This window comes from Nocardioides zhouii (assembly GCF_004137345.1).
In the GTDB taxonomy this organism is placed as follows: domain Bacteria; phylum Actinomycetota; class Actinomycetes; order Propionibacteriales; family Nocardioidaceae; genus Nocardioides; species Nocardioides zhouii.
On record NZ_SDWV01000031.1, the window covers coordinates 23406 to 40731 of the forward strand.

The window sequence follows — 17326 nt, forward strand, 5'->3', positions numbered from 1 at the left end:
CATCCGATCGGCGTAGCGGGGTACGGACCCGTAGGCCCACCCGGCATTCATGAGTGTCGGCGGCCGAGGTCCGGGTGGTCAGGAAGCGGGCACCCGGACCGCCAGGGAGCGTTGTGGCGCACTGATGGGAACCCACAGCGGTGCGTCGAGGCTCACGTCGTGCCCGTGCCGTGTTGTTCGCGGTGACGGGCGAGGAGTCGTCGTCGGTGGTGGGCTTTGCGGTTCCACACGAGGTGCTGGACGGCGAGGGTGGCCCATCCGGCGAGGACCATGCCGGAGATGTTGAGGGCGAGCTGGACGGCGCTGCCGCTGACTTCGTTCCATGCGCCGAATGCGATGCCGAGGGCGACGTTGCCTGCGGCGGGGACGGTGGTCACGGAGATGAACACTCCCGAGAGTCCGCCGACCTTGGCACTGGTGAGGGAGAGGACTCCCGCTGCGGCCGCGATGAGGGCGACGATGAAGGACCACTTGTCGGGTGAGTAGATGAAGTCGGTGCCGGGGCGTTCACCGGTCACGTCCTTGGTCACTACCCAGCCGAGTGCGCGTGCCGCGAACGCGGCCACGGTGGTGGCGGAAATGGCCACGCCGAAGCCGATGAACAGCGTGCGCGCGGCGAGGCCGAACAGGGTGCGGCGCCGGCGTACGAGCGCGAGTCCGAGAGCGGCGATGGGCACGAACTCGGGGCCCAGGACCATCGCTCCGATGACGAGGACCTGAGAGTCCACGACGATGGCGATGGACGCGAGGAGGGTCGCCAACGTCATGAACGCCAGATAGGTCCAGTTGAGCTCGGCCTCTTCGTACGCGCGCTGGGTGACATCGGCCCACACCACAGCATCGGCACTGGAGCCGGGGGTGTGTCGTTCGGAGTCGTACCCGGCACGCGACACCCATGTGGTGACCGGGTCGATGTGGATGGTGCCGTGTTCGGGGATGCCCAGGGAGTCGAGCCTGTCGACGAGCTCGTTGACTGCTTCGCGGGCTATGTCTACGAGCACGATGTCCCCGACGGGTTCGATGGCGGCTCCGCGCAGGACGGCGAGCTGGCTGACTGCCGGGTCCCTGGTGAACAACTCCACCACTTGGTCGGTGAGGTGGGCGGGCGACGTGATGCGAAGGTGCTGCACGTCAGCCTCCGACGTGTACGACGGGCCGCTTGTCTGGGTCGGCGACCGCGCGGCGCAGGATTTCATGGGTCAGGGGCGGGACGTCGCCTTCACCGGCGAAGAGGAACCGGAGCGCGTTCTGACCTGGGCCCTTCTCGGACCATTCGAAGTAGACATGGGAGGGCATGTCGTCCTTTTCGGAGACCGCGAGGAGGATCGCCGCGAGCACGTTGGGCACTGACGGGCCGGTGGCGCGCAACACCCGGTGGCTGCCGATTCGAACTCCCGTGACCTCGACGGCGGTGGCGAAGTCGCTGGCGTCATTGATCTCGACTTCCAGGAACACGGCCGTTTCGGCGATGTGGAGGTGGTTGTCGAACCGCACGTCGGACGACTTCTCGTTGTACTCGGCATCGTCACCAGCCTGAACCTTGTTCGCGATGAACCGCACCGGGGCGTTCTTGACCAGGACCTCGTCGAGGAGTTCTGCGGCAACAGGGTCGAACGTGACGTTCTGGACTCGGAGCTCGGTCGAGCGGGTGATGCGGGAGAACAGGGAGATGACCACGATCATCGCGATGAAGATGAACGCGATGACCAGACCTTCGGGGCGGTCGAGGATGGTGACAGCGATGGTGTAGGTGAAGACAGCTGAGACGACGCCGAAGAACGCTCCGGCCCTGTGGTGTCCGCGGCGCCACTCGGTGAGTGTGACTGCGACCGCTGCGGAGGTCATGAGGGCGAGAACACCGGTGGCGTAGGCACCAGCTTGGGCGTCCACGTCGGCCTTGAACGCGATGGTGACGACGACGGAGATGAATGTGAAGACGAGGACGAGGGGGCGGGTGGCGCGTGCCCAGTCGGGGGCCATGCCGTAGCGGGGCAGGTAGCGGGGCACGATGTTGAGCAGACCGGCCATGGCTGAGGAACCAGCGAACCAGAGGATGCCGATGGTCGCGGCGTCGTAGACGGTACCGAACGTGTCGCCGAGGTTCTCGTGGGCCAAGAAGGCCAAGGCGCGTCCGTTGGCTTCTCCGCCCGGTGCGAACTCGGTTGCGGGGATGAGGAAGGTGGTGACGATCGCGGAGCCCATCAACATCACGGACATGATGAGCGCGGCGGTGGTGAGCAGCTTCTTGGCGTTGCGGATACGACCGGCGGGCTCGGCGGGGGTGTCGTCCGGGTCGCCCTTGACGAGCGGCATGACCACGACACCGGTCTCGAACCCGGACAGACCCAGAGCAAGTGCGGGGAACACCAACAGGGATGCGCCGAGGACGGCGAGCGGTGAGGCGTGGGCTTCGGTGACGGCGTTGGTCCAGTCGGTGAAGGTGCCGGGGTTCTGGAAGATGTGCCAGAACCCGTTGGCGACCACGACGGCGGACAGGCCGATGTAGGCGATGACGAGGACGACGGCGATGCCGATGGCTTCGCCGAAGCCCTTGAGGAACACCGCCGCCAAGAGCGCGAGCAGCACGAGGGTGATGACGACTTCCCTGCCGTGCAGAGCATCAGTGAGGAACGGGTTCTCCACGAGGTGGGCGGACGCGTCGGCTGCGGACAGGGTGATGGTGATGATGAACCCGGTGGCGACGAACCCGATGAGGGCCAGCACGAGCACCTTGCTGGGCCAGTACGACAGCAGCCGTTCCAGCATGGAGAGGCTGCCGTCACCGTGGGGGCTTTCCTTCGCCACGCGTCGGTACATGGGCAGAGCCCCGAACAGGGTCACCAGGACCAGGACGAGCGTCGCAATGGGAGCCAAGGCTCCGGCAGCCAGTGCGGCGATGCCGGGCTGGTAGCCGAGGGTGGAGAAGTAGTCCACACCGGTCAAGCACATGACCTTCCACCACGGTCGTACGTGCTGGTGGGCGGTGGCTTCCCGCTCGCCTTCGTAGAAGCCGCCGGGGTCGGGTTGCTGACCGGCCTCGAGCAGCCATGCTTTCAAGCGGCTGCGCTCGACAGCATCATGGGTCACGACCAGAAGCGTAGGTGGTGTGCCGCACAGGCACGTGCACCACCGCCGCCGGACCGCTCGAGGCGGGATATGGGTCCACATCGGTGGCGCACGCCACGAGAAATGTATGGAAAACCCGGTCGTTGTCGACGGGGGAAACGACAACGACCGGGCAGGAACGAATCTACTCCGCCCGCGAGCGGCGACACAACCGTTGGCCCGGTTGTGTTCAGGTCGTGGTGAGGCTGTGGGGCGGGTATTACCGGATCGTCACCTGACGGTTGGCGAGTCCCGCCCGGGCCGAGCGTTCGGCGGGGGTCAGGTCCCCTCCCTCGAGCGCCTGGGCGAGGTCGGCGGCGAAGCGCGCGGCCGGCTGCTCGAGCACCTCGGCCCCCGTGCCGAGGGGCAGGTCCCAGACCGGAGCGAGCAGGCCGTGGGCCCGGAACATCCCGACGAACCGCGAGCCCTCCGCGACCGAGTCCTTCCCCGCCGCGTGCAGGCGGGCGAGCGCGTCGAGGAGCTGGTCCTCGGGGTGCGGCATGACCCAGCGCAGGTGCTCCTTGGTGCCGACGTCGGTCCAGTACGCCGCCTCGACGGACGCGAGTCGCGTCGTCGGCATCACGCCGCCGTTGGCCTGCTCGAGAGCGGCCTCCATCGAGGCGTCGCGCTCGGGAATGTCGTCGATCCAGTACTCGAAGCCGTCGTGGACGGTGATGTCGAGGCTGGTGTCGGTGATGAGGTCCTGGAGGCTCGGGCCCTCGCCGGGGTCGCTGGGCAGGCCGACGATCCCGGGCTCCTCGGTGGCGAGCGCGCGCTCGAGCACGGCGGCGAGGTCACGCGCCGGGTTGCCGTACGAGTGCTGGACCTGCAGCCCGAGCCACACGTCACCGGAGTCACGGACCATGGCCGGTGCGGCGCCGGGCAGCAGCGTGGCGAGCCGGATCGTACGACCGCCGTCCTTCAGGGTCAGGTGAACGGTCGCTGCGGGGACGAGCTCGCGGAGCGCGATCACGTCGCACTCGCCGGGCATCCCCTCGAACGGGCGCGCCACGAACGTCGGGGCTGCGCCGCCGGCGGCGCCGTGGCAGGCCTTGTAGCGCTTGCCGGAGCCGCACGGGCAGGGCTGGCGGGGTCCGACCTCACCTTCGGCGGGTGGATGGGGCTTCTGCGAGCTGCGGGACTTCTTGGCCATGCCCCGAACCCTAGTGGGGGCTTGGCCGGGGTCAGGAGCCGAGCAGCTCCAGCATGTAGTTCGGCCGGTCGCTGATCACGGCCGAGACGCCGAGGTCGAGGCAGATGTCCAGGTCGTCGGCGGTGTTCACGGTCCACACGTGGATCTCGCGGCCGGCCCGCACCAGGTGCCGGCCCAGCCCCGGGTGCAGGCGCAGCTCGTCGATGCCGGGCCCGATGACCCAGTCGGCGCCCACCACCGGACGCAGCACCGGCCAGTGGTGCGCCTTGTCGACGAGCATCACGATCTCGAGGTCGGGGGCCAGCCGTCGTACGCGGTTCATCGCGCTGAGCGAGAAGCTCATCACCCGTGCCGGCGACCCGGCCCGGTCCCAGCCGAAGTCACCCAGGGTCTCGACGAGGCGTCGCTCGACGAGGCCGCCGTAGCGGGTCGGGTGCTTGGTCTCGATGGCCAGCTCGACGTGCCGGTCGTAGTCGGCGACGGTCTCGAGCAGCTTGCGGAGCGTGAGCACCTTGTACTCCTGCGGGTTGCGCTCCGGTGCCTCGTCGTCGAGCTCGGACCACGGGCTCTTCCACGACGCGAAGTCGAGCTCGTCGAGCTCGGCCAGGTTCATCGTCGACACGATCCCCTGCGTGGATGCCGTACGCCTCAGGTCGCGGTCGTGCACGCAGACGAGGTGCCCGTCGGCGGTCAGCCGTACGTCGCACTCGAGCGCGTCGGCACCCTGGTCGAGCGCCTTCACATAGGCCGCGAGGGTGTGCTCGGCGGCCTCGTGGCTGCTGCCCCGGTGGGCCACGACCTGGGGGCGCGAGCTGGCTCCCCTGTCGTTCTGGCGAGCGCGGCGGATGCGCGGCGTACGACGCATGCGCTGAGCATGGCACGTCCGCGCGGTCACTCAGTGGATGTGCTTCTGCCAGTCCTCGGGAACCCGGTCGGCCGGACCGGGCACCGACTGGTCGGCGGGGTGGCTCTGCGGATCGGTCAACCGGGGGCCGGTGAGTCCGACGGAGCGCTCGAAGTCCCAGAACCAGTCCTCGCCGGGCTCGTAGCTCTGGATCACCGGGTGGCCGGTCGCGCCGTGGTGCGCCGTCGCGTGCTGCGCCGGGCTGGAGTCGCAGCAGCCGATGTGGCCGCACCGGGCGCAGCGGCGCAGGTGCACCCACCAGCCGCCGTCCGCCTCGCACTCCACGCAACCGGGGCCGGACGGAGCCACCTCGGGATCGATCCCTGCAGTCATGGACCCAGCCTGCCCCGTCGGCCGCCCGAGAGGAAGAGCCGGTCAGCCCTCCGCCAGGAACCCGGGCAGCCAGTGGGCCTCCCAGGCCGGGATCTCCTGCCGCTCGACCGCAGCCCGCTCCGGCGCCCGCGCGGCGGTGCGGTAGCGGCCGTCCGCGCGCTCGAGGAAGTGGTAGTTGACCAGCTCGCGGCGCAGGTAGGCGAAGTCCTCGTGCACCCCGAGGAGCACCTCGTTGACCTCGCGCTCGGCGTAGTCGCGCCCCGGCTCGAACCGGCTCAGCACCTCCAGCAGCACCGCGGCGCGCACCTTGCGCTTCGCCGGCACCCGCTCGATGCGTCCGTCGCGGAACAACCGGCCGACCAGCCGGTCCTGCTCGGCCCGCGCGGCGTCGTACGCCTCACGCTGCAGCGCGGCGCGCGCGGCCGTGTACGTCTCGCCGGTCTCGGCCATGCGCGTCCGTACGACCTGCTTGAAGTCACTGTCCCTGGTCATCTCGATCACCTTCGACTGCGCTGCGTCCCCAGCACGCCGCTGCAGCGGGCGTCATCGATGCGACTCATGGATGTGGTGCTGCCCGAGGATCCGCTCCCCTTCACCATCTCGCACGGACTGGGGCCGACGCGTCTGGTTGGGCGGTGGACGACGCCCTTGTCCGTGAGTCTCCCAGAGACTCACGGGCAACGGCAAAGACTTTGCGACGGGGTTGACCCCGCGCGGGGTGCCGCGGTCTGGTGGAGGGAGCGGCGAGCCCATCGGGGGTCTCGCCACGACGTATGGAGTCATGACTGTGCACAGCACCCTCAGCAGGACCTTCCTGGCCTTGATCGCCTCGCTCGTCGCGGTGGCCGGGCTGGCCAGCCCCTCCCACGCGGTCACCAAGCTCACCGACGCGCAGGCCGCCAGCCAGCTCTCGGCGGTCGGCATCACCCGCGTCTCGAGCGGTGGCTGCACCACCCGCAGCATCTCGACCTGCACGTCCTACGAGCAGATCAACCAGGAGACGGTCAGCGGGATCAAGACCTTCAAGTCGATCAGCGGCTGCGCCATCACCATCACGGGCGGCACCGAGGTCGGCCACGCGTCGGGCACCTACAGCCACTACAACGGCTACAAGGTCGACGTCAGCCCGACGACGTGCGTGTCCAACTACATCACCAGCCACTACTCGTACTCGGGCGTACGTGGTGACGGCGCCACGCTCTACACCGCGCCGTCGGGCAACGTGTACGCCCGCGAGAGCAACCACTGGGACATCACCTACTACTCCTGCGGTTGCTGACCGCTCGCTGATATCCCGCTGACACCGACGACGGCGTGGCCCCACACTGGGGCCATGCCGTCGTCGAGCCAGTGGGTCGCGTTCCTGGTCGCCTCGATCCTCTTCATCCAGGTGCCGGGCCCGAGCCTGCTCTTCACCATCGGCCGCGCCCTCACCGTCGGTCGCCGCGAGGCGCTGCTGTCGGTCGTCGGCAACGCCCTCGGCGTGACGGCCCAGGTGGCCCTCGTCGCCCTCGGGCTCGGCGCGATCGTCGCCGCCAGCGCGACGGCGTACACCGCGGTCAAGTTCCTCGGTGCGGCGTACGTCGTCTGGCTCGGCGTGCAGGCCATCCGCCACCGCAGCGACGCGCGCCTGGCCATGCAGTCCGCGACGCCGGTGCGGCGCGGTCACCCGGTCCGGATCGGCTTCACCGTCGGCGCGACCAACCCCAAGACGATCGTCTTCTTCGTGGCCTTCCTGCCGCAGTTCACCGACCCCGGCGGCTCGGTCGCGCTGCAGACGATGCTGCTCGGCCTCGTCTTCGGCGTGCTGGCGATGGCGTCCGACGGCACGTGGGCGCTCGCCGCCGGTGCGGCGCGCAACTGGTTCGCCCGGCGACCGTCACGCCTCGACACCCTCAGTGCCGCGGGCGGCACGATGATGATCGGCCTCGGCGCGACCATGCTCACCGTCGACTGAGCTCGCCCTCGTCGTCGCGCTCGCGCTCACGCCGCTTGTTGGCCAGCAGGCTGGTGCAGATCGTGACGCCGAGGATGCCGAGGATCACGAACAGCGAGGCCAGGGTCGGCACGTCGGGGACCGACGGCCAGACCAGGTGCGCCCAGTGCAGCACCAGCTTGAACCCGATGAAGCCGAGGATCGCGGCCAGGCCGTAGCTGAGGTGGGCCAGTGCGCCGAGGGCGCCCTCGAGCACGAAGTAGAGCGCGCGGAGCCCGAGCAGGGCGAAGGCGTTGGTCACGAAGACGAGGTAGGGGTCGCCGGTGATGCCGTACACGGCCGGCACCGAGTCCACGGCGAAGACGACGTCGGTGGCGAAGACCGCGACGGTGACGAGCGCGAACGGCGTCAGCGCACGGGCACCGTTCTTGATCACGGTGAACTTCGCGCCGTCGTAGTCGTCGCTGACGGGCATGAAGCGCTTCATCACCTTGACGACGCGCATCTCCGCGACGTCGACCTCGTGCTCCTGGCCCTTGATCGCGTCGCGGAGCAGCTTGACGCCGGTGAGCAGCAGGACCAGGCCGAAGACCAGGAACACCCAGTCGAAGCGCGACAGCGCAGCGGCGCCGAGCGCGATGAAGATGCCGCGCAGCACGAGCGCGCCGACGATGCCGTAGAGCAGCACCCGCTGCTTGAGCACCTCCGGCACCGCGAAGGCCGCCAGCAGCAGCATGAAGACGAAGAGGTTGTCGACGCTGAGCGTCTTCTCGACGAGGTAGCCGGTGTAGTACTCCAGCCCGCGGTCACCGCCGTGGGCGTTCCAGACGTAGAGGCCGAACAGCAGCGGCAGGGCGACGTAGAACGCGGACCAGGCGATGGCCTCCTTCATCGAGACCTCGTGCGGGCGCCGGGTGGCGATGAAGTCGACGACGAGCAGGGCGATCACCACGCCGATGGTGATGAACCACAGGGTGGGGGATGCGATGGACGACATGGGTCTCCTCAGGGCTGAGCGCCTGAGGTCTCCCCCGCCGCCCGGAGGACGGTCGCCGTCGAGGCGCCTGCGGAGGCGCCGTACTGACCGACGGTGGTTGGTGGGGTACTCCCCTCGCCCGTGATTTTAGTTGAACAGGCAAGGGGATCCCAAGTCCGGGACGTGCACGTATCGTCCACGACATGGAGACAGTCGAGTACGACGTCGTCGTCATCGGTGGCGGCCCGGCAGGCGAGAACGCGGCGCAGTACGCCGTCGAGGGCGCGCAGGTCGACGGCAGGCCGATGACCTCGGCGATCATCGAGCGCGAGCTGCTCGGCGGCGAGTGCAGCTACTGGGCGTGCATGCCCAGCAAGGCGCTGCTGCGCCCGATCGCCGTGGCCGACGTGACCGGTGACCTGCAAGGCGTCTCGACGGCACACGTCGCGGCGAAGGCGCTGCTGGAACGGCGCGACTACTGGGTCTCGCACTATGACGACTCCGGCCAGGAGACCTGGGCCGACGGTGCGGGGATCGGGGTGGTGCGCGGTGACGGCCGGCTGGTCGGCGAGCGCACGATCCGGGTCACCTCGACCTCCGGGGACGACGTCGAGGTGCGGGCGCGACGGGCCGTGGTCATCGCGACCGGGAGCGCCGCCCTCGTCCCGGAGATGTACGCCGACGCCCTCCCGTGGGACTCCCGCGACGCGACCGGTGTCGTCGAGGTGCCCGACCGCCTGGTCGTCGTCGGCGGAGGGGTCGTGGCCTGCGAGGCCGCGATCTGGATGTCGGCGCTGGGCTCGGAGGTCACGCTGGTCGTCCGCGACCGCCGGCTGCTCGGCCGGACCGAACCCTTCGCGGGCGAGGCCGTGCTGGCGGGTCTGCGCGAGCGCGGCATCACCGTCCACCTCGGCACCGAGGTGAGCGACGTACGCCGTGACGCACCGGAGGCGACCGGCATCGGCAAGGTCCACGGCGGCGCGGTCACCCTGACCACGTCGGCCGACGAGCTCGTCGCCGACGAGCTGCTGCTCTCCATCGGACGGGCGCCGCGCCTCGACGACCTCGGCCTCTCCTCGGTGGGGCTCACCGCCGACGACGTGACGGCCGGACGGCTGCCCGAGTGGCTCCACGCCGTCGGCGACGCCAGCGGCGGGCCGCCGCTGACCCACTGGGGCAAGCACCAGGCCCGGGTGGTCGGCGCACGCATCGCGGCCGCCGCCTCCGGCGAGGTCGCGTGGGAGCCCGACCGCGAGGCGCCCGTGCCGCAGGTCGTCTTCAGCGACCCCGAGGTGGCGAGCGTCGGGATGACCGAGGCCGAGGCCCGCGACGCCGGCCACGACGTGGTCGTCTCCCGAGTGCCGACCTCGGCGGCCGCCGGCACCGGCCTGCTGCGCGACACCGTGGTCGGCGAGTCCCAGATCGTCGTCGACGCCACGACCCGGCTGCTGCTGGGCGCCACGTTCGTCGGCGTCGAGGCCGGCGAGCTGGTCCATGCCGCGACGGTGGCGATCGTCGGCGACGTCCCGGTCCACGTGCTGCGCCACGCCGTGGCGTCGTACCCCACCGCTGCCGAGCTCTGGCTCCGGCTCCTCGAGGACCTGCCGCGGTCGTTCCGCACCCCGCCAGCGATGGAGACGGGTCAGCCGCGCTCGCGCAGGTAGCGCCCGAAGTGGGGCACGGTGAAGGCGATGCGGCCGCGCTCGCCGGAGTAGACGAGGCCCTTCTTGAGCAGTGAGTCGCGGGCGGGTGAGAGCGACTGCGGCTTCTTGCCGAGCCGTGCGGCGACGTCCGCGCTGTGTACGGAGTCCTCGGCGTCGGAGTCGGGCTGCGCGGCGGCCACGTCGGCCATCGCCATCAGGTAGTCGCGCTCCCCCGGCGTGGCCCGCTCGTAGCGCGAGCCGAAGAAGCCGACCGCGAGCTCGGACTCGGCCTCCGGCGCCGCGACCGCGACGTCGGCGGCGGTGATCGGCGAGCGCGGCGCGAGGTCCCACACGGCCTTGCCGTAGGCCTGGATGAAGTAGGGGTAGCCGCCGGTGGCGTCGTACATCGCGGCGAGGGCGTCGGGCTCGTACGCCGCCTCCTCGTCGGCGGCCGGGGCCTCGAGCGCTCGGTCGGCAGCCTCGCGGGCGAGCCGGTCGATGCGCTGGTAGCGGAACAGCCGTTCGCTGTACGACTTGCTGGCGCTCAGCACGGCCGGCAGGTGCGGCAGCCCGGCACCGACCACGATGACCGGCAGGCCCGACTGGCTGAGCTCGTGGCACGCCGCGCACAGCGCGGACACGTCGTCGGGGCCGAGGTCCTGCATCTCGTCGATGAAGATCCCGACGCCCTTGCCGACGTCGGCCGCGAGCCCGCCGAGGTCGGTGAAGAGCTCGACGAGGTCGATCTCGATGTCGCCGGAGTCGGCGCGACCGCGTACGGCGGGGGCATCGATACCCGGGCTCCACTGGTCCTTCAGCTTCGCGGCCGTGCCGGCGTCGCGGTGCGCGAAGGACTTGATCACGCCGAGCACGTGGTCGACCGACTCCTCGTCACGATGGCCGAGCTCGCGCACCGCCTGGTGGAGCGCGCTGCTCAGCGGGCGGCGCAGGCCCTGACCGGGCCGGGCCTCGAGCTTGCCGGTCCCCCAGCCCTTGCGGACGGCCGCGCCGCGCAGGGCGTTGAGCAGCACCGTCTTCCCGACACCGCGCAGCCCGGTGAGCACCAGGCTGCGCTCGGGCCGGCCCTTGGCCACCCGCTCGAGGACGACGTCGAAGGCGGCGAGCTGCTCGTCGCGACCGGCGAGCTCGGGAGGGCGCTGGCCCGCGCCGGGGGCGTACGGGTTCCGGATCGGGTCCACGCTCAGACGATATCGGCGAATCTAGGCACACCTTTAGATACCGCGATACTCGGCGAGTCACCGGCAGCAGTGCCACGATCTATCCGTGACCGAGCCGTCCGCGCCGCATGCTCCTCAGACCATCTCCTACCCCGCGGAGCCGCGTGCGAGCTCGCGCTACGCGCACGAACACATGGACCCGCACGTCATCGTCCTCTTCGGGGCGACCGGCGACCTCGCCCGACGCAAGCTGCTGCCCGGGCTCGCCCACCTCGTCGTCTCCGACCTGGCACCCGACATCCGCATCGTCGGCACGTCGCTGGAGGACATGGACGACGCGTCCTTCCGCGAGTTCGCCCGTACGGCCATCGAGCAGTTCGGCGTGCACCACCTCACGGCCGAGCAGTGGGACCTGTTCGACGACAACCTCGCGTACGTCCCCCAGTCCGCCGGCCCCGAGGCGCTCGCCGCCGCGGTCGCGCGCGCAGAGCAGGCGCTCGGCGAGGACGTACGCCGGCTCCACTACCTCTCGGTGCCTCCGAAGGCGGCGCTGCCGGTCATCGAGATGCTGCGCGAGGCCGATCTGGTCAGCCGCGCTCGCGTGGTGATGGAGAAGCCGTTCGGCACCGACCTCGAGTCCGCGATCGACCTCAACGCCCGCGTGCACCAGACGTTCGACGAGTCGCAGGTCTTCCGGATCGACCACTTCCTCGGCAAGGAGGCAGCGCAGAACATCCTGGCGTTCCGCTTCGCCAACGGGCTCTTCGAGCCGATCTGGAACCGCAACTTCATCGACCACATCCAGATCGACATCCCCGAGACCCTCGGCCTCGACCAGCGGGCGAACTTCTACGAGTCGACCGGCGCCTACAAGGACATGGTGGTCACCCACCTGTTCCAGGTCCTGGCCTTCGTCGCGATGGAGCCGCCGACCGCGCTCGAGCCGCGTGCGATCTCGGAGGAGAAGAACAAGGTGTTCCGCTCGCTGATGCCGATCGAACCCCGCCACGTCGTACGCGGCCAGTTCACCGGCTACACGTCGCTGCCCGGCGTCTCGCCGGACTCCGACACCGAGACCTTCATCGCGATGGAGTGCCGCCTCGACAACTGGCGCTGGGCCGGCGTGCCGTTCTACCTCCGCACCGGCAAGGAGCTGGCCGAGGGCAAGCGGATCATCTCGATCGCCTTCCGCGAGGCACCGCGGTCGATGTTCCCCGCCAACTCCGGAGTGGGCTCGGCCGGGCCCGACCATCTCACCTTCGACCTCGCCGACGAGTCCAAGGTGTCGCTGTCGTTCTACGGCAAGCGCCCGGGGCCGGGGATGCGCCTGCAGAAGCTGTCGATGCAGTTCTCCACCGGTGAGACCGAGGCCGCGGGCGACGTGCTCGAGGCGTACGAGCGGCTGATCCTCGACGCCATGCGCGGCGACCACACGCTCTTCACCACCGCCGAGGGCATCGAGTCACTGTGGGACCGCTCCGCGGCGCTGCTCGACGACCCGCCGCCGGTCAAGCCGTACGCCCCCGGCACGTGGGGCCCCAACGCCATCCACCAGCTCGTCGCGCCGCACGCGTGGCGGCTGCCCTTCGAGCGGGAGTGGCGCGCGAAGAAGTAGGGGCAGATCCAGGTGACTAGCCAGCCTGGCTGGGTCGCTCGACGCGCTCGACCCGCTCGCGCGCCGCGTCGTACGCCTCGTCGAGGCCCTGGCGCAGCAGCGCGATGAGGTCGGGCACCTCGTCGGCGGCGAGCCGGAAGGTGCCGGCGCAGACGTTGTCGCGCCACAGCGACAGCACGACGAGCTGCGACTCCTGGTGCCAGGTGACGCGCAGCGAGCGGTCCTCGCCGCGCGGGTCGAGGAAGACCTGCCCGGTGCGAGGAGTGCGCGGCGGTGCCATGCGCCATTCTGACCCCCTGTCCCCAGATCTGCCTAGACTTTCACTCGTGCCCGAGCTCCCCGAGGTCGAAGCCCTCGTCCAGGACCTGCGCGGCCGCCTCGTCGGCCGGGCGATCAGCCGCGTCGACCTGACCGCCTTCAGCGCGCTCAAGACCTTCGACCCGCCGCTGAACGCACTGCACGGCACGCTGGTCGACGAGGTGACGCGGCACGGCAAGTTCCTCGACGTCGACGCGAGCGGCGTGCACGTCGTCATCCACCTCGCGCGGGCCGGCTGGATCCGCTGGCGCGACGAGGTGCCCGCGCTCCCGGCCCGACCCAACCCCAAGAACCCGCTCGCCGCGCGGATCGTCATCGACGACCCCGACCTCGATGTCCAGCCGGGCCTCGACATCACCGAGGCGGGCACCAAGAAGGGCCTGGCGATCTACGTCGTCCGCGACCCGCAGGAGGTCCCCGGCGTCGCCCGGCTCGGACCCGACCCGTTGAGCGACGACTTCACCCGCGAGGCGCTCGCCGAGATCCTGGAGCGCGAGGGGCGCAAGCAGATCAAGGGCGTGATGCGGATGCAGTCGATCATCGCCGGGATCGGCAACGCCTACAGCGACGAGATCCTGCACGCGGCGCGGATGTCGCCATTCAAGCCGGCCAACAGCCTCGACGAGACCGAGCTGCAGACGTTGTACGACGCCGTACGCGGCACGCTCGGGGACGCCGTACGGCGCTCGGCCGGGCTCGCCGCCAGCCAGCTCAAGGGCGAGAAGAAGACCAACCTCGCGGTCCACGGCCGGACCGGCGAGAAGTGCCCGGTCTGCGGCGATGTGGTGCGCGAGGTGTCGTTCGCCGACTCGAGCCTGCAGTACTGCCCGACCTGCCAGACCGGCGGCAAGCCGCTCGCGGACCGACGGATGTCACGCCTGCTCAAGTGAGCGGCGGCAGGCGAAATAGGCAACGGGCGTCGGTCCGACCCACCCCCGTGAAGTCCGACCGACGCCCGGCATTGTCAAGCGTACCTTGACTCAGGTCGAAGTGTGTCACGCCGTGGCGGACTTGTCGCTGCCTTTCCTCGCGAACCGCTCCCAGACGGCCTGGCGCGAGACGCCGAGGGCGCGGCCGATCTCGGCCCAGGAGATGTTGCGCTCGCGCAGCAGGTCGACCCACTCGTGGGCGAAGGCGGTGTTCTGCTCGGCCGAGGCCATGATCATGGAGAGGTTGGCGAGCACCTCGGCGTCGCTCATCCGGTCCCACGGGAACGCGCCCTTGGCCGCCGCGTGCTGCACAGGATCGTGCAGGAGCGCGTGGAAGTCGTCGACGCAGGTGCCGCACACCTGCGCGCCGAGGCCGCCGATGAGCTGGACGTCGGTCCCGGGACCACCGGACGTGCCGCAGAACGAGCACATCCTGCCCTCGCGCGTGATCGACATGCCATCCCTCCTCGCCTGCCCCCGCCGTCTCCGATGCTACTCGGCCGGGTCCAACCTCGTCGCAGGACGAGCGGGCTCGTCCAGGTCCAGACGCCTCACTCGGTGGGCATCTCCGGCATCTCGAGGTTGTCGAGCGGGTTGCCGCAGGTCTCGGTGAGGTATTTCTCGAAGGCGTCCGCCTGCTTCTTGGCCTCCGCCGAGGCGTCCTTGCCCCCGGCCTCGAGCTCCTCGAGCTTCTCGATCGAGAAGTCGGCGGCGTCGATCTCGTTGGCCTGCGCGACGATCGTCTCGAAGCCCTGGCGCGCGTCGTCGGAGATGTCCTCCGGCGTGCCGACCTCCTCGATCTTCTTGGCCCAGTCCTGGACGGCCTTCGCCATCTTCTCGTCGCTGGGCAGCTCCGGGTTCGACATGTCCGCCGGCATCAGGTCGGTGAGCAGGCTGGACTGGGTCTGGCAGAAGTCCTTCTCGCTCGCGTCGGTCGGCGCTCCACCACCTGCGCCGCCTCCACCACAGGCGGACGTGGCGGCCCCGACCAGCAGGGCGACGGTGATCAGGCTGAGACGGGTGCGGCTGGCCATGGTGCAACTCCCTCGACGGACGCGGTCGGTGACGAACGCGCCCACCCTTGCGCGTCTCACCCCTCGTCGTCCACCCGGAAGGCGGTCGGCAGCGGGAGGTGCAGGCACGCCTGGAGCGACTCGAGGTACTCCGCGCGCGGACGGCGTACGACCCCGAGCGAGGCCAGGTGCGGCGTCTGCCACTGCACGTCGAGCACCCGTCGATCGGCGTGCTGGTCGCCGAGGATGTCGACCAGCGCCAGCAGCGCGACCTTGGACGCGTCGCGCTCACGGTGGAACATCGACTCACCGGCGAACAGCCCCCCGATGCTGATGCCGTAGAGCCCCCCGGCGAGCTTGCCGTCGCGCCACGCCTCGACCGAGTGGGCCCATCCCAGGCGGTGCATCCGGCCGTACGCGTGCACGAAGTCCGGTGTGATCCAGCCGTCCGGGCGGTCGGGGCTGCCGCACGCGGTGACGACCTCGTCGAAGGCGGTGTCGATACGGATCTCGAAGTCCCGCGCCGAGCGTCGCAGCGACCGCGCGACCCGCAGCCCGTCCAGCGGCAGCACGCCGCGCTCGACCGGGGAGAACCACCCGAGGTGCTCCTCGGCGTCCAGCGTCACCGGCATCGGGAAGAGGCCGAGCGCGTACGCGGTGACGAGCGTGCCGGGCTCCAGGTCGGCGCCGACCGCGACGAGGTCGTCCTCGGGGTCCCACGCCGAGTGGGGTGGAAAGCCCCACGGCGTCGGAGCGGGGGCGATCGGCACGTCTGGAACGCTAGACCACAACCAAGGGCGTTCCGAGTGCGTCACACCTCCGACGCCCGATCTCGTGGAGGAAACACACATGCGACGTACGACGACCCTGACCGCACTCACCGCGCTGGTGCTCCCCCTCGGCCTCGGCCTGGGAGCGGGACCTGCCCAGGCGGCGGAGACGTGCGACGGCAAGGTGGCGACGATCGTCGTCACCGAGCTCGTCAACAGCTACACAACGTCGGCCGTCACCGGCACGCCCGGCGACGACGTCATCGTCGGCAGCATGGAGAACGACACGATCTACGGGGCCGGCGGCAACGACACGATCTGCGGCCTCGCCGGTGCGGACACCCTCGTCGGCGGTGACGGCGACGACCGGCTGTTTGGCGGGGCGGACGCCGAGTACTTCGCCGACGACGGCTACTTCGGCGACCTGCTGGTCCCCGGCGCGGGCGACGACCTCGTCGACCTCGGGACCGGTGAGGACGACATCTGGTTCTGGGAGCCCGACCTCGAGGTGGACCAGGTCTCCTACGCCGACGCCCCGGCCGGGGTCACGGTGGACCTCGCTGCTGGCACCGCGACCGGTCACGGCAGCGACACGATCATCGACGGCGCCCCCGGCAGACCCATCGGCGTGATCGGATCGGCGTACGACGACACGTTGCTCGGCACGCCTGCGCGCGATGTCATCGACGCCGGCGGCGGTGACGACACGATCGTCACCGGCGACGGGGCGGACGTCGTCGGGCCCGACCACCCCGGCCGCACCACGTCGGGCTGGCGGGTCGGCGACCACCCGCAGTCCTACGAGCCCGTTGCCGGCGACGACACCGTGGACGCCGGCGCCGGGAGCGACGGGGTGTGGGTCCGGCGGGGCGCCGACGTCGTCCGCGGAGGTGGCGATGTCGACCGACTCACCTCGAGCTCCCCGGAGGCAGGCACCCGTCTGCTGGGCGGGTCCGGCAAGGACCGCCTCTCCGTCGACGACGCCACGAGCACCGCGCTGCTCGGCCAGTCGGGCGACGACCAGCTACGAGTGACCCTGGTCGACGGCTCGGCGCGACCGACCTTCGACGGAGGCGCCGGGCGGGACCGCCTCACCCTCTACACACGGGGAAGCACGAAGATCGACCTGCTGCGCGTGGACACCGCCCGCGGGCGCATCGACGTCGACGGTAGCCGGGTGGCACGCCTGGTCCGCACGGAGCGCGTCTCCTTCTTCGGCAAGGCCATCCGGGCGGTCTTCGTCGGAGGTCCGCGCGCCGACTGGTTCGAGTCCGCCGCCCGTTCGACGAGGGCGACCGGTGGCGGCGGCAACGACCGGCTCGTCGGTGGCCGCGGCGCCGACGTCCTCGACGGCGGACCGGGCCGTGACGTCCTCAACGGGAGCTTCGGGCGCGACCGGTGCCTGCGGGGCGAGCGGCTGCAGTCCTGCGAGCGGCGTCGCTGACGTCGTACG

Annotated in this window: 18 protein-coding genes; 6 read left to right on the top strand and 12 right to left on the bottom strand. The window is 70.4% G+C overall.

All coding sequences use genetic code 11. The annotated features are described in order from the left end of the window. Window positions 1-152: 152 nt before the first annotated feature. The 6 genes from EUA94_RS20785 to EUA94_RS20810 form a co-directional block, all read right to left on the bottom strand. On the bottom strand, window positions 153-1130 hold the full coding sequence (locus EUA94_RS20785) for a DUF389 domain-containing protein (protein WP_129428802.1): 978 nt from the start codon (window positions 1128-1130) through the stop codon (window positions 153-155). A gap of 1 nt (window position 1131) precedes the next feature. Next, window positions 1132-3087: an APC family permease gene (locus EUA94_RS20790; protein WP_242495095.1), complete on the bottom strand. Its 1956-nt coding sequence runs from the start codon at window positions 3085-3087 to the stop codon at window positions 1132-1134. 238 nt (window positions 3088-3325) lie between these two features. Next, window positions 3326-4258 carry a DUF5926 family protein gene (locus EUA94_RS20795; protein ID WP_129428804.1) on the bottom strand — a complete coding sequence of 311 codons (933 nt, stop codon included), beginning with the start codon at window positions 4256-4258 and terminating at the stop codon, window positions 3326-3328. Between the two features lie 31 nt (window positions 4259-4289). After that, complete coding sequence (locus tag EUA94_RS20800; RefSeq protein WP_129428805.1) at window positions 4290-5123, bottom strand: glycerophosphodiester phosphodiesterase family protein; 834 nt, start codon at window positions 5121-5123, stop codon at window positions 4290-4292. A 30-nt stretch (window positions 5124-5153) separates the two neighbouring features. Further along, the gene (locus EUA94_RS20805) at window positions 5154-5495 is read right to left on the bottom strand and encodes a UBP-type zinc finger domain-containing protein (RefSeq protein WP_129428807.1); all 342 of its coding nucleotides are present in this window, start codon (window positions 5493-5495) and stop codon (window positions 5154-5156) included. 42 nt (window positions 5496-5537) lie between these two features. Next, window positions 5538-5987, bottom strand: a complete 450-nt coding sequence (locus EUA94_RS20810) for a DUF2087 domain-containing protein (RefSeq protein ID WP_129428809.1) — start codon at window positions 5985-5987, stop codon at window positions 5538-5540. 289 nt (window positions 5988-6276) lie between these two features. On the opposite strand from EUA94_RS20810, the gene EUA94_RS20815 reads away from it, so the two are divergent. Both EUA94_RS20815 and EUA94_RS20820 read left to right on the top strand, forming a co-directional pair. Further along, window positions 6277-6774 carry a hypothetical protein gene (locus EUA94_RS20815; protein WP_129428811.1) on the top strand — a complete coding sequence of 166 codons (498 nt, stop codon included), beginning with the start codon at window positions 6277-6279 and terminating at the stop codon, window positions 6772-6774. Window positions 6775-6828: 54 nt separating this feature from the next. Continuing rightward, entirely contained in the window at window positions 6829-7452 is a 624-nt protein-coding gene (locus EUA94_RS20820; protein ID WP_129428813.1) for a LysE family translocator, read from the top strand. Here the strand turns inward: EUA94_RS20820 and EUA94_RS20825 are convergent. Beyond that, window positions 7439-8428: a TerC/Alx family metal homeostasis membrane protein gene (locus EUA94_RS20825; RefSeq protein WP_129428814.1), complete on the bottom strand. Its 990-nt coding sequence runs from the start codon at window positions 8426-8428 to the stop codon at window positions 7439-7441. The two genes, EUA94_RS20820 and EUA94_RS20825, sit on opposite strands and share 14 nt — an antisense overlap. A 182-nt stretch (window positions 8429-8610) precedes the next feature. Here EUA94_RS20825 and EUA94_RS20830 point away from each other — a divergent pair, with 182 nt between their 5' ends. Beyond that, window positions 8611-10071: a dihydrolipoyl dehydrogenase family protein gene (locus EUA94_RS20830; RefSeq protein WP_129428816.1), complete on the top strand. Its 1461-nt coding sequence runs from the start codon at window positions 8611-8613 to the stop codon at window positions 10069-10071. Here EUA94_RS20830 and EUA94_RS20835 read toward each other — a convergent pair. Further along, entirely contained in the window at window positions 10050-11249 is a 1200-nt protein-coding gene (locus tag EUA94_RS20835) for an ATP-binding protein (protein WP_129428817.1), read from the bottom strand. The two genes, EUA94_RS20830 and EUA94_RS20835, sit on opposite strands and share 22 nt — an antisense overlap. A gap of 172 nt (window positions 11250-11421) precedes the next feature. On the opposite strand from EUA94_RS20835, the gene zwf reads away from it, so the two are divergent. Then, on the top strand, window positions 11422-12843 hold the full coding sequence (zwf, locus tag EUA94_RS20840) for a glucose-6-phosphate dehydrogenase (RefSeq protein WP_207210683.1): 1422 nt from the start codon (window positions 11422-11424) through the stop codon (window positions 12841-12843). Window positions 12844-12859: 16 nt separating this feature from the next. Here zwf and EUA94_RS20845 read toward each other — a convergent pair whose 3' ends face one another. Beyond that, window positions 12860-13123: a hypothetical protein gene (locus EUA94_RS20845; protein WP_129428819.1), complete on the bottom strand. Its 264-nt coding sequence runs from the start codon at window positions 13121-13123 to the stop codon at window positions 12860-12862. 46 nt (window positions 13124-13169) lie between these two features. Between EUA94_RS20845 and EUA94_RS20850 the strand changes: the two genes are divergently transcribed. Beyond that, window positions 13170-14051: an Fpg/Nei family DNA glycosylase gene (locus tag EUA94_RS20850; RefSeq protein WP_129428820.1), complete on the top strand. Its 882-nt coding sequence runs from the start codon at window positions 13170-13172 to the stop codon at window positions 14049-14051. Between the two features lie 105 nt (window positions 14052-14156). On the opposite strand, the gene EUA94_RS20855 is transcribed toward EUA94_RS20850, so the two are convergent. From EUA94_RS20855 to aat, 3 genes are all read right to left on the bottom strand, one after another. Next, on the bottom strand, window positions 14157-14546 hold the full coding sequence (locus tag EUA94_RS20855) for an AsnC family protein (RefSeq protein WP_129428822.1): 390 nt from the start codon (window positions 14544-14546) through the stop codon (window positions 14157-14159). A gap of 95 nt (window positions 14547-14641) precedes the next feature. Continuing rightward, window positions 14642-15124, bottom strand: a complete 483-nt coding sequence (locus EUA94_RS20860) for a hypothetical protein (RefSeq protein ID WP_129428824.1) — start codon at window positions 15122-15124, stop codon at window positions 14642-14644. A gap of 56 nt (window positions 15125-15180) precedes the next feature. Beyond that, entirely contained in the window at window positions 15181-15873 is a 693-nt protein-coding gene (gene aat, locus EUA94_RS20865; RefSeq protein ID WP_340640875.1) for a leucyl/phenylalanyl-tRNA--protein transferase, read from the bottom strand. A 79-nt stretch (window positions 15874-15952) separates the two neighbouring features. On the opposite strand from aat, the gene EUA94_RS23000 reads away from it, so the two are divergent. Next, window positions 15953-17317, top strand: a complete 1365-nt coding sequence (locus tag EUA94_RS23000) for a calcium-binding protein (RefSeq protein ID WP_165357083.1) — start codon at window positions 15953-15955, stop codon at window positions 17315-17317. The last annotated feature ends 9 nt before the right edge of the window (window positions 17318-17326 follow it).

Bases quoted from the DNA above. Each gene is read 5' to 3' on its own strand.
- EUA94_RS20795 (WP_129428804.1), bottom strand. From the start codon at position 4,258: ATGGCCAAGAAGTCCCGCAGCTCGCAGAAGCCCCATCCACCCGCCGAA.
- EUA94_RS20800 (WP_129428805.1), bottom strand. From the start codon at position 5,123: ATGCGTCGTACGCCGCGCATCCGCCGCGCTCGCCAGAACGACAGGGGA.
- EUA94_RS20805 (WP_129428807.1), bottom strand. From the start codon at position 5,495: ATGACTGCAGGGATCGATCCCGAGGTGGCTCCGTCCGGCCCCGGTTGC.
- EUA94_RS20810 (WP_129428809.1), bottom strand. From the start codon at position 5,987: ATGACCAGGGACAGTGACTTCAAGCAGGTCGTACGGACGCGCATGGCC.
- EUA94_RS20815 (WP_129428811.1), top strand. From the start codon at position 6,277: ATGACTGTGCACAGCACCCTCAGCAGGACCTTCCTGGCCTTGATCGCC.
- EUA94_RS20820 (WP_129428813.1), top strand. From the start codon at position 6,829: ATGCCGTCGTCGAGCCAGTGGGTCGCGTTCCTGGTCGCCTCGATCCTC.
- EUA94_RS20825 (WP_129428814.1), bottom strand. From the start codon at position 8,428: ATGTCGTCCATCGCATCCCCCACCCTGTGGTTCATCACCATCGGCGTG.
- EUA94_RS20830 (WP_129428816.1), top strand. From the start codon at position 8,611: ATGGAGACAGTCGAGTACGACGTCGTCGTCATCGGTGGCGGCCCGGCA.
- zwf (WP_207210683.1), top strand. From the start codon at position 11,422: ATGGACCCGCACGTCATCGTCCTCTTCGGGGCGACCGGCGACCTCGCC.
- EUA94_RS20845 (WP_129428819.1), bottom strand. From the start codon at position 13,123: ATGGCACCGCCGCGCACTCCTCGCACCGGGCAGGTCTTCCTCGACCCG.
- EUA94_RS20855 (WP_129428822.1), bottom strand. From the start codon at position 14,546: ATGTCGATCACGCGCGAGGGCAGGATGTGCTCGTTCTGCGGCACGTCC.
- EUA94_RS20860 (WP_129428824.1), bottom strand. From the start codon at position 15,124: ATGGCCAGCCGCACCCGTCTCAGCCTGATCACCGTCGCCCTGCTGGTC.
- EUA94_RS23000 (WP_165357083.1), top strand. From the start codon at position 15,953: ATGCGACGTACGACGACCCTGACCGCACTCACCGCGCTGGTGCTCCCC.